This is a genomic window from Dolichospermum sp. UHCC 0259 (assembly GCF_009711935.1).
Taxonomy (GTDB): Bacteria; Cyanobacteriota; Cyanobacteriia; order Cyanobacteriales; family Nostocaceae; genus Dolichospermum.
This window is the reverse complement of record NZ_VIKX01000201.1, coordinates 34533-50934: the sequence shown is the minus strand read 5'-3', so window position 1 is coordinate 50934 and position 16402 is coordinate 34533. Positions and strand designations below refer to the sequence as shown.

15 protein-coding genes are annotated in these 16402 nt (G+C 37.1%); 8 read left to right on the top strand and 7 right to left on the bottom strand.

All coding sequences use genetic code 11. The features are described 5' to 3' along the window. From FJR05_RS16445 to FJR05_RS16435, 3 genes are all read right to left on the bottom strand, one after another. Positions 1–1468 (bottom strand): Calx-beta domain-containing protein (locus FJR05_RS16445; protein WP_305791113.1); only part of this gene is annotated, 1468 nt, incomplete at its 3' end. Positions 1469–1825: 357 nt separating this feature from the next. Next, the gene (polA, locus tag FJR05_RS16440; protein ID WP_174783736.1) at positions 1826–4729 is read right to left on the bottom strand and encodes a DNA polymerase I; all 2904 of its coding nucleotides are present in this window, start codon (positions 4727–4729) and stop codon (positions 1826–1828) included. Positions 4730–5380: 651 nt separating this feature from the next. Beyond that, positions 5381–6355, bottom strand: coding sequence for a transposase (locus tag FJR05_RS16435; protein WP_254446968.1), 975 nt, complete (start codon positions 6353–6355; stop codon positions 5381–5383). Positions 6356–6506: 151 nt separating this feature from the next. On the opposite strand from FJR05_RS16435, the gene FJR05_RS27390 reads away from it, so the two are divergent. The 4 genes from FJR05_RS27390 (at position 6507) to FJR05_RS16420 (ending at position 8457) form a co-directional block, all read left to right on the top strand. After that, positions 6507–6734: a hypothetical protein gene (locus FJR05_RS27390; protein ID WP_254446967.1), complete on the top strand. Its 228-nt coding sequence runs from the start codon at positions 6507–6509 to the stop codon at positions 6732–6734. An 11-nt stretch (positions 6735–6745) separates the two neighbouring features. Further along, positions 6746–6961, top strand: coding sequence for a hypothetical protein (locus FJR05_RS27385; protein ID WP_254446966.1), 216 nt, complete (start codon positions 6746–6748; stop codon positions 6959–6961). Further along, positions 6958–7155: a hypothetical protein gene (locus FJR05_RS27380; protein ID WP_254446965.1), complete on the top strand. Its 198-nt coding sequence runs from the start codon at positions 6958–6960 to the stop codon at positions 7153–7155. Before FJR05_RS27385 ends, FJR05_RS27380 begins: the two co-directional genes overlap by 4 nt. Positions 7156–7614: 459 nt before the next feature. After that, positions 7615–8457 carry a Cof-type HAD-IIB family hydrolase gene (locus FJR05_RS16420; RefSeq protein WP_168645091.1) on the top strand — a complete coding sequence of 281 codons (843 nt, stop codon included), beginning with the start codon at positions 7615–7617 and terminating at the stop codon, positions 8455–8457. Between the two features lie 443 nt (positions 8458–8900). Here the strand turns inward: FJR05_RS16420 and FJR05_RS16415 are convergent, their stop codons facing one another. Beyond that, positions 8901–9689 carry a DALR anticodon-binding domain-containing protein gene (locus tag FJR05_RS16415; protein ID WP_168645090.1) on the bottom strand — a complete coding sequence of 263 codons (789 nt, stop codon included), beginning with the start codon at positions 9687–9689 and terminating at the stop codon, positions 8901–8903. 374 nt (positions 9690–10063) lie between these two features. Between FJR05_RS16415 and FJR05_RS16410 the strand changes: the two genes are divergently transcribed. The 3 genes from FJR05_RS16410 to wecB all read left to right on the top strand — a co-directional run bounded on the left by FJR05_RS16410 (position 10064) and on the right by wecB (position 13130). Further along, positions 10064–10783, top strand: a complete 720-nt coding sequence (locus tag FJR05_RS16410) for a Crp/Fnr family transcriptional regulator (RefSeq protein ID WP_027401051.1) — start codon at positions 10064–10066, stop codon at positions 10781–10783. Between the two features lie 522 nt (positions 10784–11305). Further along, on the top strand, positions 11306–11884 hold the full coding sequence (locus FJR05_RS16405; protein ID WP_168645089.1) for a hypothetical protein: 579 nt from the start codon (positions 11306–11308) through the stop codon (positions 11882–11884). Positions 11885–12005: 121 nt separating this feature from the next. Then, positions 12006–13130, top strand: a complete 1125-nt coding sequence (gene wecB, locus FJR05_RS16400; protein ID WP_168645088.1) for a non-hydrolyzing UDP-N-acetylglucosamine 2-epimerase — start codon at positions 12006–12008, stop codon at positions 13128–13130. Here the strand turns inward: wecB and FJR05_RS16395 are convergent. Next, entirely contained in the window at positions 13119–13724 is a 606-nt protein-coding gene (locus FJR05_RS16395; RefSeq protein ID WP_168645087.1) for a peptidoglycan-binding domain-containing protein, read from the bottom strand. The two genes, wecB and FJR05_RS16395, sit on opposite strands and share 12 nt — an antisense overlap. A gap of 168 nt (positions 13725–13892) precedes the next feature. Then, entirely contained in the window at positions 13893–14741 is an 849-nt protein-coding gene (locus FJR05_RS16390; RefSeq protein ID WP_168645086.1) for a M23 family metallopeptidase, read from the bottom strand. Between the two features lie 217 nt (positions 14742–14958). Here FJR05_RS16390 and FJR05_RS16385 point away from each other — a divergent pair, with 217 nt between their 5' ends. Continuing rightward, positions 14959–15108: a hypothetical protein gene (locus FJR05_RS16385; RefSeq protein WP_168645085.1), complete on the top strand. Its 150-nt coding sequence runs from the start codon at positions 14959–14961 to the stop codon at positions 15106–15108. Between the two features lie 21 nt (positions 15109–15129). On the opposite strand, the gene nagA is transcribed toward FJR05_RS16385, so the two are convergent. Then, a complete protein-coding gene (gene nagA, locus FJR05_RS16380) occupies positions 15130–16302 on the bottom strand; it encodes an N-acetylglucosamine-6-phosphate deacetylase (protein WP_254446964.1) in 1173 nt (390 codons plus the stop codon). Between the last annotated feature and the right edge of the window lie 100 nt (positions 16303–16402).

Sequence of the window (16402 nt, the reverse complement as noted above, 5' to 3'; positions counted from 1 at the left end):
TGTTGACAAAATGAATTAAGTCTGTTTTCCCAATTAATTTATCATTATCAGCAATTACAACTGTGGCATTAGTAGCAGTTTCAACCACATAATTAGCATCATTTACTAGGCTCAAAACTACTGTTTCATTGCCTTCATAGATAGTATCATCAATGGGGTTAATGTTAATTGTAGCCGTAGAAGAATTAGCTGCAAAAGTCGCAATTCCATTTAATTCGTTGTAGTCTATGCCATTAGTTGCTGTACCCCCAACAGAGTAATTAACAGATAAAGACGAATCTATATTTCCTACTCTTGTAAAAGTAACCTGACCAGGATTTGCAGTTTGTCCAGTTGAAGTTTCTCCTGCATTAGCATCACTTGCACTAATAGTAATTGTTGGTTTCTCAATACCAATAACACCATCACCATTAGCATCTATACCAAAAACAGATTCTTTACCCAAAGCATCAGCCGAATTTAATGCGTATTGTCCTTCAGAAGAAACCCAATTCCAGTTACTATCTAAATGCCAGATATGCAGGAAGTTTCCAGGCACATTTTTCCAGAAGACCTGATTATCTCCATTAACGGTTTCTACTGCTAGAGTTTGCCAGTCTGAACCGTAGATATTTTGGTAGATTTGTTGTCCACTATTTTTGATTGGGGTTGGACTATTTATTCCTACTTGAGCAAAGTATTGGTTGGTTGGATCTTTGACTAATTTAGTATTACCTGCTGATTCAATAGGGGTATAAGTTACATTATTACCAATCACACCATCGTCATTTACATCTATACCAAAAACAGATTCTTTACCCAAAGCTTCAGCCGAATTTAATGCCCATTGTCCCTCAGAAGAAACCCAATTCCAGTTATTATCTAAATGCCAAATATGCAGGTAGTTTCCAGCTACATTTTTCCAGAGAACCTGATTATCTCCATTGACAGTTTCTACTGCTAGAGTTTGCCATCCTTGATAGATATTTGGGAATATTTGTTGTCCACCATTTTTGATAGAAGTTGGGGTAGATTTTCCTACTTGAGTAAATAATTTGTTAGCTGTATCTTTAACTAATTTAGTATTTCCTGCTGATTCAATTAAGCTGTAAGGATTGCCAATTATGCCATCACTATTTGTATCTATACCGAAGTTAGTTTCTTGAGTGAAAGCTTCAGCAGAATTTAATGCCCATGCTCCCTCAGAAGAAGCCCAATTCCAGTTATTATCTAAATACCAGATATGCAGGAAGTTTCCAGGCACATTTTTCCAGAGGACTTGATTATCTCCATTGACAGTTTCTACGGCTAAAGTTTGCCATCCTGAATAGATATCTTTGTAGATTTGTTGTCCACCATTTTTGATGGAAATTGGGCTATTTATTCCTACTTGGGCAAAGTATTGGTTGACTGTATCCTTGACTAAATAAGTATTACCTATTGTCTCAATATTTGCGTACGATGAATTGTCTACAATACCTGAATCCATATATGCACCCTGTAGTTGTACATATCAGTTATATCCTCAGACCTGTTTAATCACAACGATAAAATTATCTGTCGAACAAGTATAAAATAGCACTAAATTTGTAGCGAATGGAATATGGCTTCGCCACGCTACGCGAACACGTCTACACAAACAAAGTCCGCATTTCGACAGGCTCAAGGACCACCTGCGCGGACTAAGGAAAAATCAAGGATTTGAAACCCACGTAGGTGGGTTTTGCCTGTGTAGAGGCGGTTTCTAACCGCCCATTTAACGTCAAGTTGACACATATCGGCTTTTGCTAAACACCTACCCATAAAATCAAGTAATTAAGCTGTGCTGGGTATAAAAAACTTACACTTACTTTGTTTCCATCCAATTATCCCCTGCATGAATATCAACAACTAAAGGCACAGATAAAGAAACCGCATTTTCCATTACCGACTTAATTTGTGGTTGCAATTCTTCCCATTCTTGCGGAGGAACTTCAAACACTAATTCATCATGAACTTGCAACAACAACCGCGCTTGATATTTTTTGAGAACTTCATGCAATTGCACCATTGCTATTTTGATAATATCGGCACTAGAACCTTGAATTGGTGCATTAGCAGCAGAACGAAGTAACCCAGCATCATATTGACCTAAATTCTTTAATTTCTGTAAATTAATATCTTCTAACTTACTACCTTTTAACTGCCGTAAACTATTACTAGTAAACTCAAAATAACGTCGTCTACCCAAAATTGTTTCCACATAACCGTAAGAAATAGCTTGTTTTTTCACTTCCTCCAAATATTTAAATACTTGAGGATATCGTTGATTAAATCGCTTAATAAACTCATTTGCATTAGCTTTATCTATCCCCGTTGAGTGGGCAAATTTAAGAGAACCCATCCCATAAATTACACCAAAATTAATCGTCTTTGCAAAACGTCGTTCTTCTGATGTTACTTCTTCTTTTTCAAAGACTAATTTTGCAGTCACAGTATGAATATCTTCATTTTGCTGATACGCTTGAATTAATATAGGTTCTTGACTCAAATGCGCCAAAATCCTTAACTCGATTTGTGAGTAATCAGCAGCTACCATTAACCAACCAGATTCCGGTAAAAACGCTTTTCTAATTTGCCGGCTAAAAGCAGTCCGAATGGGGATATTTTGTAAATTGGGATGAGAAGAAGATAACCGACCCGTAGAAGTTGCAGTTTGGTTAAAATCAGTATGTAATCTTTCACTTTTGGGATGTACTAAAGCTGGTAAAGCATCCACATAAGTAGATTTTAATTTTGATAAAGTCCGATTTTCAATCATCGCTTCCACAAAACCAGTATTATCAACTTCTTGAAGTTTTTCTAAAGTTGCTGCGTCTGTAGAATAACCAGTTTGAATTTTGCGAGAATATTTTGTACTTAAACCTAACTTCTCAAAAAGAATATGACTCAATTGTTTAGGAGAACCTAAATTAAATTTCTCCCCAGCAATTTCGGTAGCTGTTATTTCTAACTTTGCTAATTCTGTTTCTAACTGCTGTGAAAGTTCTTTAAGATAAGCTGAATCAATCCGAACTCCTGTATATTCAACTTCCGCTAAAACTGCTTCTAAGGGTTGTTCAACTTCATTCAATAGTTTATATAAAGTTGGAGTTTTTTCTAACTCTTCTCGCAGTTTTGCTACTAATGCAAATGTGCCATAAACATCCATTCCGCAATAATCAGCAACCGCAGCAATACTAATATCAGCGATAGTCTTTCCTTTAGGAACTAAATCCCCATAACTTTTCGCACTTAATCCCAAATATCGCAGAGATAAATCACTTAAATTATGACTACTATCGGGATTAATCAAATAGCTGGCTAACATAGTATCAAATACCACTCCAGCTAAATTAATTCCTTGACATCGCAGAATTAACCGATCAAATTTAGCATTTTGTAAAGCTTTGGGATAATCAGCACTTTCCAAAATTGGCCGCAGTGCTGCTAATACTAAATCTTGATGTAAATTATCGCCGTTTTTATGTCCAATGGGAATATAAGCAAGTTGATCTGATTCTGTTCCCCAACAGCAACCAATTCCTACTAAATCTGCATCTCGTGGTTCTAAAGCAGTAGTTTCTGTATCCCAAGCAATGGGTATTTCTGGATTTGTGAATTTTTTTAAAAGTTCTACCAATTCCGTTAATTTAGCTTCTGTATTAATAATATGTGGTTGAATTGGTGAAGCATTTTGTTTGATTTCTTGTGCTGTATCTTCGGCACTAAAAAACCATAAGTCATCATCTGTTTCTAGGGGGATTTCTACTACTTTATTTTCGACAACTTCTCCGCCGAATTTTTGCTGTATCTCGTTAATTGTTTCTAAAAATCTTTTAAATTCTAATTTCTCTAAAATGGGAATCAGCAAGTTATTATCAAAACCTGTTAATTGACAATCTTCTAAATCAATTTCTAGGGGAACATCACAAACTATCTTAGCTAAATAACGAGATTTTTCTGCATCTTCTTTACCAGTAATTAATTTTTTCTGAGTTGCACCTTTAATATCATCTATAGCTGCATAAATTTCTTCCAGGGAATTATAAGTATTTAATAATTGAACTGCTGTTTTTTCCCCAATTCCTTTAACTCCGGGAATATTATCTGATTTGTCACCACATAAGGCTTTAAAATCAACAACTTGTGTAGGTAATACTCCTAACTTTTCTTTAACTTCTTCGGCTCTAAATTCAGCAATACTATTTCCAGAACGTTTTAATGCTTCTGGAGTAAAGTTTAAAACGGTAATTTCTTTATCAGCATCAATTAATTGAAATAAATCTCTATCCCCGGAAAGTATTTTAACTCGATACCCAGAGGCTGCGGCTTTTTGTGCTAATGTTCCTAGTACATCATCTGCTTCATAACCAGGTGCAGTGAGTATGGGTAAGTTTAAGCTTTGTAGTAACTCCTGGAGATTTTCTAAGTCAGGAATAAAGTCTTCTGGTGTTTCTGCCCGCCCAGCTTTGTAAGTATCATCAGCTTGATGACGAAAAGTAGGTGAACCTAAATCAAAAGCTACTGCTACTGCTTGTGGTTGTTGTGTAGATATTACTTCTAATAAACATTTGATAAAACCAAAACAAACACTGGTGGGAATACCAGCTTTTGTGCGAAGTCCTCCGTCTCTACCTTTAGCAAAAGCAAAGTAGGAACGAAAAGCTAGAGAATGTCCATCTACAAGGATGAATATGGGTTTGTTGATAACTGAAGAATTAAAAGTCAACTGCTTAACCAAATTAGGTAACTATTACATTCTAATTTTTTTTCTCCAGATTTAATATGCAACATAGTTATTTAACGGTTTTATATACAACCGAAAATTATCCTTCGCTCCATGAAATGTCTTGTTTGTCAATAGAACATTTGTTCTATCTAATTTCTGAGATAATTCCTGTCTAAAAATTCGTCCCGAAACTTGCTGTTAATTTGTAAAGTTTTATATTATTTTTCAGAATTGATTTCTGAAACAACTATAAATAAAGGCTTTTGAAAATCACCTGATCAGACAAATAGAAAATTGACAATATTAGCCCAATTGTGAAATTCTTGATAATTGTACCAAATTGCCGAAAGTATTGCAAGCTCGTTGCTAAATAAAGATTATTCTCAATTAATTCTTGAGAAAATCTAAAGGTGCATGATCATGAGTTATGAATATAAAAAGTATTATTATTTTCTTATAATTTTTACTTATGCTGTTAAATTTTGTGATAACTTCCATACCATTGATCAGGCGTTGATAAAATACAGCAATGCTTGGTTTGATTTCTCTATTTCCAGTTCTAGGAATAATTTTATTATGCTACAAAGACTATACGTAAATAACTTCAGATGTTTAGAAAACTAGGACTTACGCATTGACAAAAAAATGAATCTATGTTGATGAAGCAGAACAAGCATTGGTAAGATTGTCCACAATGTAGTCGCGCACAACTAAAGTGAATAAGTTTCTTTGCACTTCATACCAATTAGAAATTATGTTTTCAGAGCGCATTTTTTCTAAACGAACAAATGCTTGAAGTGAACAAAATATGTGTGTTCTGATTGCTTGGCTATCTCTCACCATAAATCGACAAATTCCACATACTTGTTTAATGGCTCTGTGAAAACTTTCAATTCCCCAATGGGTATCATGAATTGTTACAAATTCGCTTCTGGTTATTTCCTGGAGAGATCCTTCATCTGGTAGATATAATATATAGTGCCTAGAGTCTTCTTTTTTGAAGTCTTTCCTAAACAATTTAACAAATCCAAATTCTCTCAAATGAGTTCTCAATCCTTCATCAGAAATTTCTAAACTTCTTACCTGGCAATACTTTCCAGGTTCATTTGATACAGTTCTATTTTTCTCAATCCCAAATAGAAAACCCAATTTCTGGTTTCTTAAAAATTTTAAGTTTTCTACTCCTGAGTACCAACTATCTCCCGTTACTATTCTTGGTTTTACACCCCAATCAATTACTTCTTTCAGCATTTCTTGGAAATAATCATTCTTTGTCTTTCCCTCCTTTTTATCGTATATTCTATAATTTATTGGTACTGAATTCCCATACACATCGCTGTAATACAGTGTTATTAAATTTAATCCTTTGATGCTTTTATGATATTTGCCAGACCAAAAATAACCGATTAATTCGGCATTTTTGGGGTCACTATACAATTTTTCTATGACTGTGTCATCAACACTTAAAATTCCTCCTACTGTATTGATAATTTCTTTGACGGAATCGAATAAATCTTTTGGTTCGTATCTCTCTCTCAACAAAAATCTGTTGACACTATCATGTGAAACGTTTTCTAATATCTCTGCTAATCTACAACATCCTCCATGCTTTGGCTCTGATAGCAAAAACAGAGTGTAATGTTCCAGATTGCATTGTGCTGTGGAAGGTTTGCTGATTTTTCTAATCGTCCGATACCTGATAAGTAGATGACACTTTTTATCAATACACTATTTTACTACTTTGTCAATGCGTAAGTCCTAATATCTCCGAAATATTATGCCAGATTTTCAAGATTTTGTCACTGAAATTATTGGTAAAGACTTGAAAACTCTAATTGTTAGATTTGAAAAAAATAATGCAACTTTAAATGTTGATTTTCAAGATTTATCAGATGGTGAAAAATTCTTTTTTCTTTGTGCTGTTGTATTAGCTGCTAATAAATTCTATGGGCCAATTTTTTGCTTTTGGGATGAACCTGACATTATCTTTCTCTATCAGAAGTAGGTCGTTTTATCATGTCTCTACGACGTTCATTTACAGATAATGGACAAATCTTAGTAACTTCTCATAATCCTGAAGCGATCAAAAAATTCTCTGATGAAAATACCTTTTTCCTAGATAGAAAAAGTCACTTAGAACCAACTTTAATTAGATTGCTTAGTGAGATACCCGGTCGTGGTGATCGAGTTGATCTAATTAATGACTTAATTTGTGGAGACATAGAATTATGAGTCCAAATGAGTACAGACCACACCTTATAGTTTTAGGAGAAGATGATGCTCATCGCCAAATTGTTAACGGATTTTGTCTAGATTTAAACGTGAATCCTGATGTAATTCAACTTTTAGAAAACGCGCGTGGATGGGGACACATTATGGATGAATTCAAAGATGTTTATATTCAAAAATTGCGACAAAATTCATAAAAATACATCTTATTAATTATTGATCGTGATGCCTATCAAAATAAATTAAGTTATGTACAAAGTGATATTCCAGAAGATATAAGAAATAGGGTATTTATTTTAGTATTCAACCCTAAGCCAGAAAGTCTTAAACGCGATATTCAAAAAAGTTTTGAGGCTATTGGAAAAGCACTTGCTAAAGATTGTTCTGACAACAAAAATGAATTATGGGGACATCATGTTCTCATAGACAATAAACCTGGGTTATAACGGATGATTTTATCTGTTAAACTATTTCTGTTTCTAAAGTAGAGTAAGAAATAAAATACCATAACAAATTAATCAAGTCGGTTTTTCTGTGGTTTTTTGTAATTATCATTTAGTACCTTCAATAATTTTGACCATTTCCTTTATAATCAAATTTACGCAAGCAAGTCTCTACTGTTAATTTTTGACTAAAACTTCAATTTTGGGGAATTTATGGACAAAGTATCTGCTGGGATAAATGATATTAAACTGTTGGTTTTAGATATAGATGGGACAATTGCTGGACATTCTAATACTCTCAGTTATGCTGTCAGGGAAGTTATAGCTGCGGTACAAGCTAGGGGAATTAAAGTCGCTATAGCTACAGGAAGGATGTATTGTTCGGCTTTGCGGTTTCATCAGGAAATTAAGTCTACGATGCCTTTAGTAGCTTATCAGGGAGCTTGGATTCAAGATCCCAATACTCAGAAAATTCACCGTCATTTATCTGTGTCTAAAGAGATTGCCTTAGAATTACTAGAATACTTTGAACAGCCAGATTTGCGATCGCTCCTCTCGGTCCATTTTTACATCAACGATCAACTTTATGTACGAGAAGTTACCAAAGAAACGGAAAATTATCAACAGCGCTGTGGTGTGAATGCTATTTCCGTTGGTGATTTACGTCAATTATTAGATCATGAACCCACTAAAATTTTAGCTTTGTGTGATGATGCAAATTTAATTCAACAACTTTTGGCTAATTTACGCCGCAGATATAAACCTACAGAGTTATATATGACGACATCTGTAGCCACTTTCTTGGAAGCAGCTAATACTCATGTTAATAAAGGCAATGCTGTCCGTTATCTAGCTGAAGAAATGCTAGGTTTAGAAAGTCATAATGTGATGACTATTGGTGATAATTTCAATGATGTGGAAATGCTCAGTTATGCTGGTATTAGTGTCGCAATGGGTGACGCACCAGCCGAAGTGCAAGCGATCGCTCATTGGGTAGCACCTAGTGTAGAATTAGATGGTGCAGCGATCGCAATGGAAAAATTCTTACTTAATTAAAAATCCAAAAATAAGAAAAGACACCGACGACTGGCCGTGTTTCGTCTCGGTGTCCTTCCTAATTTCGCTCCTCACACACCTGCAATTTTATTCGGAGCTATTTATTTTGTCAAGGGAATTTCTCCAAGATTTTGTAAAGTTGGTGTGAATATCCATTAAACTTTGCTAATAGCGTCGCGTATAATTTCCTACGTCATCACGCAAGCTATAGCTACAGCAGTTTCTAATGATATGAGTTACATCTTATCTTATTCCCCTCCTCGCTTGCGGGGAGGGGTTAGGGGTGGGGTCTTATTTTCCAGTAAGTCGTGCAAAATTAATTGAACATTTTAAAAATCCCTAAACCAATTAATTTTGTAGGGGCAAACCCCCTGTAGTTGCTCCAAATACCAGGGTAGGCACGGGGGCGCTACCCCTACATTAAATTCAAATCTTTTCCCGAATTAAAGTTCCACAGGTGCAACAATTCCTAGTTTGTCTTCTAACACAGACCTTAAAACCAATTGAGTCGCTATCAGCAATCCCAAGCGAGCTTTAGCTAATTCTAGATCATGAATTTTCACTTCCCCCCAAATCCGACAACTACCCCAAAACCGCTCAAAAGCTTGACTTAAATTCCCACCTGCCTTTTCCCAGTTAATAGAAATACTATCAGCACAAACCACATCATCTACCACCTTGACTAATTGATGGATCAGAAAACTCTCATCAGCGTGGTTAAAAATAAGTTTTTGCTCACAATTGAGCCAAGGTATAGAATTGACAGCTATAAAATTATTAATATCTGTCCTGTCCAATTCAATCAATCCTTCCTGCTGTCCTAAACGCAACAAAGAACAGCAGCGAGCATGAGCATATTGAATTGTAAAAACATTTAATGAACTTAAAGTTGGTAATTGGTCATGTAAAAAATTATTGCCCAAATCTCCAGTTTTTTTGGCAACTATTAAATTTTGTAACCAAGCAGCTAAAGTAGAGTCCATGAGTTCTATATGAATCTCACCAGAGGGAACTACTTTCACCCTAAATAAACTATCACTGTTTTGGGATAAATATCCGGCAATGCCTTCAGCAACCTCCATAACTGGTGAATTCTGAGATTTTGATATTCTCATCGCCACACCAGAGAGGTATATAATTTTTTGATTATATCCTCCCTGGTAGAGAGGAATTTTTATCCCTTTTATGCCTGTAATTTCCTCATTATTGGTAAAAATACCGAGAGAAGACATTAAGTATCTGCTTACTAGCTGCTTAATTGCTTTGTCTGCTCCAAAATGTAGTCTATAAGACACGTATCCTTTTGTAAAAAAATTATGGTGTGCATCATTTTATCCTGTTCCATCTACCTTGAGATAGAAGTTTACTGATGTCAGGAAAAATGAGAGTAGGATGAAATTTGATGAATAATGTATAAAAAATGGGTAATCTTTACTACCTTTGTTGTACAGTAGGAAGTATAAGAAAAAATAGAGAGCAATTTAGCTTTCTATCCCATTGGAGGGCTGGCGCTGTTAGGCGTTATGCCTACCCCCGTTAACACAAAGACACTCCTTGCACTTTTCTTATCAAGTCTTTGTTTTCAGCCAAACGCTCTTTGTTACCTATGCAATCTCCATCTTCCTTTTCCGAAGCTTCGCGTCCTTTCTTAACTTGGCAACGTATTCTTGACTGGGCCCAAGAACACTACCGCTGCCGCACCTTCAGTAAAGACGAGCGCATTCCAGCTAGACCTGGTTTGCTCTATTTAGTCCAAAGAGGTGCTATCCGCATGGTAGGAACTGCCCAAGTCAGTGCTACTGCTAGTCAGTTAACATCTAGACGCATTAACAGAACACCAGAAGAAGCTTTCTTGGGTTTTGTGGGAGCAGGGCAACCTTTTGAAATTGTTGCTCAATCTCCATTCACCCTCCAGTCTTACGCCCACGTTGACCAAACAGCAGTCCTGTGGATGTACTGGCATGACCTAGACAACTGGCCTCACTTCCGCCGTGAAGTTATGGATGCTTTTAGATATCAGCACCAGCGCAAGTTGTTATGGTTGAGTGCTTTAGGACAACGTCGCACAATTGACCGCCTCTTAGGATTCCTCACCCTACTGATTGAGGAATATGGAGAGCCTTCAATGAGCGAAACTGATCCTGATGTCATTCGTGGTTATTGCTTACCTTTCCCCCTTACCCATGCTCAAATTGGCAGCGCCATTGGTTCAACCCGTGTTACTGTCACTCGTTTAATGGGTAAATTACGTCAACGTGGCTTAATCCTTACCCAAGGAGATAATCTGATTTGCCTACCCGCTGAATCTATCAATAGAGCCAGCTAGGACGTAATTCAAATCTCTAATGAGCAGCAGATTGATAGATGTTGACTGAGAGCTTGCCACTCTCGGACACACCAATGGCAGGTATCAGCGGATTCTAACTAGTCCAAGTTGGGTAATTAGTTCTGTGAACCTGCTCCTCATTTTCACCAATCTGTTTGGCCACCACAAGCAGATTTTGGGTAATCGGGTATGAAATGTAAGATGTCTGGGACGAAAAGTTCGATAGTGCCTTCATGATGAATGTGGCACTGATAACGCTAGATCGGCAAATTGGGGCCATCCACCTGGTTCCAATTATTGATCTTGGCTGTGTAATATAGCAAGAGTCAGAAGTCAGGAGTCAGGAGTCTCTTAGCATAAGGCTTTTACTGTAGATTCTGTATTTCATTCAAGTGCATACCGCTATATAAATAATTATCTGGGAATATTTAAAATTTTAAAGATGAGTTTTTCTTCTTCGTCCTGACAATTAAGCATTTACGCGATGTCATCCAAATCCCACCAGTATAAATAGAGAAAAAAATGAATAACAAAACTAAATTACTAACTTTTACAACTGTCACCCTCACAGTTTTTGCTGTCACTGTGGGAACAGTGATTGCACAGACAAAACTCACCAGTCAAGCCAAAGTAACTATCAATAGTATTGGTCCAGTAAAAATAGGCATGAATCTTCCTGAAGCTGCTGCTGCGGCTAATACTCGTTTATCTATTGGCTATGCTGGAAGTGAGAGTTGTTACTCGCTGCAAACAGAAGGAGAACTCAAAGGTGTGTCATTTATGGTGACAAAAGATGATGTTAAAAGTCGTCTGCAATATATTACCAGCGATGTTATTGCTAGAGTAGATGTAGACAACCCCAAAATTACTACTCTTTCTGGGGCAAAAATTGGTGATACAGAAGCGCGAATTAAAGCACTTTACCCTGGACAAATTAAAGTCACACCCCATACATATATAAAGGGAAATTATTTAACTTTTATCCCCAAAAATAAAGCTGAACAAAACTATCGCATCGTTTTTGAAACCGATGGTCAGCGAGTAATTAGCTATAGAGCAGGTAAACTACCAGAAGTGGAATATGTGGAGGGATGCAGTTAAGTTTATTTTTAGTAAGTAATTAGACAATTTGTCCGCAAATAGTATAAACAATTTGGTATAATTAGGTAAAAAATTAATTACCGTCGCGGAAAATTAAAAGTAAATTGTAATTATTTGACTAATGACTAATCAACACCGCATTGGCATTATTTTAGGAACTCGTCCTGAAGCGATTAAACTAGCACCAGTAATTCAAGTTTTTCAAAATTCTCCAGATTTTGAATTGCAGGTAATTCTCACAGGACAACATCGAGAAATGGTTGAACAAGTAATGCAATTGTTCAAACTTAAAGCCGATTGGAATTTAGAGATTATGCAGCGCCAACAATCTCTTAATGATATTACTTGTCGAAGTTTACAAGGTTTAGAAGCATTATTTCAAGCCCAAAAATTAGATTTTGTAATTGTCCAAGGAGATACAACAACAGCTTTTGCGGCGACGTTGGCAGCTTTTTATCAAAAAATCCCTGTCGGTCATGTGGAAGCAGGTTTAAGGACTGATGATTTATTTAATCCTTTTCCTGAAGAAGCTAATAGAAGGTTGATTTCTCAACTGACACAATTACATTTTGCTCCGACTACTTTGGCTGTAGAAAACTTACAAAATTCTGGGGTATTAGGAGAAATTCACTTAACAGGAAATACTGTAATTGATGCTTTGTTAAATGTGGCTGAAAAAAAACCAATTTGCAATATACCTAGTTTAGATTGGACTAAATATAGGATAATATTGGCAACAGTTCATAGACGAGAAAATTGGGGAGAACCACTACAAGATATCGCTCAAAGTTTTTTACAAATTTTAGAGCAATTTCCTGATACAGCCTTATTACTGCCATTACATAAAAATCCCACAGTTAGAGAACCATTGCAACAGTTATTAGGGAATCATCCGCGAATTTTCCTCACAGAACCCTTGGATTATGCTGAATTAGTGGGAGCTATTGAGCGATCGCATTTAATCCTAACAGATTCCGGTGGACTCCAAGAAGAAGCCCCCAGTTTGGGTAAACCAGTTCTCGTTCTTAGAGACACCACAGAAAGACCAGAAGCCGTCACCGCCGGGACTGCCAAACTCGTAGGTACACAAACCGCAAATATTGTCACAGCCGCCAGTGAACTACTCAGCAACCCCGCCGCTTACACCAAAATGGCCACCGCCATTAATCCCTTTGGCGATGGCCATGCAGCAGAACGCATCCTACAAATTATCAAAAATTATCTGTCGTCTAGCCTAAATACCTAAAGCTCTTCGAGTTTGATAACCCACAACGCCATCTACACGCAGTCCGTTACGTCTTTGAAAGTGACGAATTGCGTTAATGGTTCGTGAGCCGTAAACACCATCAACTCTAATTCCTAAAGCTCTTTGAATCTCTCTAACTCGTTCGCCTCTTGAGCCATATCCTACCGTTACCCTACCCCCAACACCGTATCCAGAACGATATCTGCGGTGAGAACGGCCAGGAGTATTACCAATCCATCTTTCAGCAGCATAATATCCTCGGTAACGTCCCGAAGAAATTCTCGCAAATCCATTTCTGACACGACCAGTTTCACCAATGTATGAACCATTGCGGGCACAAGCCACAGATGAATTTGCAGTGCTAGGTCCAGTACGAATATTAAGACAACGTCCATTCGTCCTGGCATATTCAGCAGAAGCAAACTGCATTTGAGTCACTGTCGCTAATAATATAGTCACACCAGCCAAAGTTAACCATGCCGAAGATTTGAAAATTTTCCGCCAATTAAATGACGATTTGGGAAAATTTAATGCAAAATTTTCATTTGTTTTTTCATCTTCTATATACATATAGGAATAAGCCAAATATTCCATAATCATCTGCTCCTTTATGTGAAATTTTGCGATACTTTTGTCTAGTTTTAATCTCTATTGATTTTATACTTATTCACGATAATATGTTGGCTACTATATTCCGCCATTTGAACTGTCACATCGGGTATTTGTAATGAAATCATCAATTACATAAAGAGGTTAGTATTTTTATTTTCCTAAACCATTAAAGGTGAGAAAACTATCCGCACGAATTGGACTACCATTGCGCCAAATCTCTATTTTTTCTGGGCTAATTAAGTAGGAAAAACTACCGTTATTCGCCTGATATTTGTTATTATCAACCTTCCAAGCCCGAATTTTTAAAACTTGACTGGGTTCTTGTTTCAATTTCCCCAAATAAAATAACTGACCATTTTCTTCGCAAACTTTTATACTAACTGTTGCCGTCTCCCCATTCATAACTGTAGTCCCATCACAATCAGTATAATCACTTACAGATAAAACAGGTTGTAGAGTTGGAGAAATTGGTTTATTTACTGGTGTTTTGGCAATATTAGTAGACGGTAATAAACTGATAGGATTACTAGCCAAACGACCATTTACATAAAATTCAAAATGCAAATGAGGAGCGCTGCTATTGCCGGTTGAACCCATTTCGGCAATAATTTGACCTTGTTTGACCTGTTGACCTTTACTGACTAATAAACGGCTATTATGTCCATAAACCGTCACATTGCCATTAAGATGTTTAATTTCGATAAAATTGCCTAATCCCCAATCATCCCAACCAGCTTTGACAACTTTACCAGCAGCAGCAGCCAAAATCGGAGTCCCTTTCGCACCCGCAATATCAATTCCCTCATGTTGATATTTACGGAAACCTTGAGAAAGCACACCCTGAGTAGGCCAAATTAAGTTAATAGCAGGTACAGACGTGGGGTTAATTAAAGAAACTGTTTGAGTTAAAGCGGGGGAAACTTTACTAATAGCCAACGTACAAGATATTAAAGCCATCAAAGCATAATTACAAAAGCGGTAGATATTAACTTTTTTCATCAGTTTCTAGCCTAATAGTTGCTATAGCAGCGAAAAGAAGTCAAAGCCGACTTACTGTAAATGGAGAAATGCTATAGTTACTTGCTATTTCAGTCTCAAATGTGTCACATCAGGACAATTAGTTGGTTAAATTAGTAGTGGTAAATATGAGATTTCACTACATATAGCAGGAGTCAGGAGTCAGGAGAAAACACCTTTGGTAGCAGGAATTTGACCGTTGATTGATGTCCTAACCGCCTTGGCACTTGCTATATTTACCACTACCGATACAGAGAGTAAGTTTGTATCCACTGGCTTGGACAAGGAATTAGCCGATAAGTATTATCACTTATCTAAAGCGATCGCCGCTATGATAGAAGCGTTGTAGCGGAAATAGTTGTCAAAAAGTCTAAGCTGACAACTTGATACTTGAGACAGTTAACCGATTCCATATCAGTTCTTTGTCAACTTCATCCCATTTCCAGCGTAATAAATGGGCGGGTTGTTGGGCGGCAAATTTTGGCAAGTTGATAGCTTGTCTAGGTGCGTCTGTAGCGAGGCTAATAGCGGTTTCCAGGTCACAAATTCCCCATTTTACTAGATTTTGAACTCCAGTTAATAATGGTAGGGTTGTTCCTGATAAAGTACCATCTTGTAATCTGGCTGTACCGTTGATAACTTCTATTTGTCGGGTATCCCAAGGATAGATGCCGTCAGGTAATCCTAATGGTGCAAGGGCATCACTGACAATAAATAACCTTTCGCTGGCACGCAGAAGAATTTTTAATATCATTGGGGTAACGTGCTGACCATCAGCGATGAAAGCACAAAACACATCGGGATTGTTCATGGCTGCGCCTAATAAGCCCGGTTCACGGTGGTGTAGGGGTGGCATGGCGTTAAAGGCGTGGGTGATCATTGTTGCGCCTTGGGTAAAGGCTTGTTGGGCTTCTGTGGCTATGGCTTGTGAATGTCCTAAGCTGACAGTGATTCCTAATGAACGCAAGTATGGTATGACTTTACCTGTGGTGTCTAATTCCGGTGCGAGGGTGATAACTTTGACGATATGGGCATAATCTCCTAAGACCCGTTTAACTTGATCTATGGTTAGGGGAAGAAGATATTCGGCTGGATGTGCGCCACGTTTATAGTAGTTTAAAAATGGACCTTCTAAATGAACTCCGAGAATTTGGGCAGAGGTGGGAGAATTGGGGGTATAATTGGCGAGAATGGCGAGCGATCGCTGAATATTTTCGATGGAGGTTGTGACTAAGGTGGGTAAATAACCGTCAACTCCTGCTTCCCAAAGAAATGAAGAGATTTTTGGCAGCATAGAGGAATTTTCTGCTGTTAATTCCGGGAAGGCTAATCCTAGTCCACCATTGATTTGTAAATCCACACCACCTAAAGAAATCCAGTCTCCAGCTACATCTAAAATTTGTAAGTTTTTTGGTACAACTTTTTCCCATGCTGTATTCATGGGCATAATTTCCTCAATTATGCCCGATTGGTTAACCAAAATTCTTTGTAAATCTTGATAACCGGGTACTTTTGCGTTGATAATATCTACATTTGCCAGCATGGGTGTTATTTTTGTCAGTTGTCAGTTGTCAGTTGTCGGTTGTTATTGGGAAGAAATATTCCCCTACTTCCCCTACTTCCCCTACTTCCCCTACTTCCCC

Excerpts from the sequence above, each read along its gene's own strand:
- nagA (WP_254446964.1), bottom strand. The coding sequence starts at position 16,302 with ATGCTGGCAAATGTAGATATTATCAACGCAAAAGTACCCGGTTATCAA.
- FJR05_RS16420 (WP_168645091.1), top strand. The coding sequence starts at position 7,615 with ATGGACAAAGTATCTGCTGGGATAAATGATATTAAACTGTTGGTTTTA.
- FJR05_RS27390 (WP_254446967.1), top strand. The coding sequence starts at position 6,507 with ATGCCAGATTTTCAAGATTTTGTCACTGAAATTATTGGTAAAGACTTG.
- FJR05_RS16405 (WP_168645089.1), top strand. The coding sequence starts at position 11,306 with ATGAATAACAAAACTAAATTACTAACTTTTACAACTGTCACCCTCACA.
- FJR05_RS16390 (WP_168645086.1), bottom strand. The coding sequence starts at position 14,741 with ATGAAAAAAGTTAATATCTACCGCTTTTGTAATTATGCTTTGATGGCT.
- FJR05_RS16395 (WP_168645087.1), bottom strand. The coding sequence starts at position 13,724 with ATGGAATATTTGGCTTATTCCTATATGTATATAGAAGATGAAAAAACA.
- FJR05_RS16415 (WP_168645090.1), bottom strand. The coding sequence starts at position 9,689 with ATGTCTTCTCTCGGTATTTTTACCAATAATGAGGAAATTACAGGCATA.
- FJR05_RS27380 (WP_254446965.1), top strand. The coding sequence starts at position 6,958 with ATGAGTCCAAATGAGTACAGACCACACCTTATAGTTTTAGGAGAAGAT.
- FJR05_RS27385 (WP_254446966.1), top strand. The coding sequence starts at position 6,746 with ATGTCTCTACGACGTTCATTTACAGATAATGGACAAATCTTAGTAACT.
- FJR05_RS16410 (WP_027401051.1), top strand. The coding sequence starts at position 10,064 with ATGCAATCTCCATCTTCCTTTTCCGAAGCTTCGCGTCCTTTCTTAACT.
- wecB (WP_168645088.1), top strand. The coding sequence starts at position 12,006 with ATGACTAATCAACACCGCATTGGCATTATTTTAGGAACTCGTCCTGAA.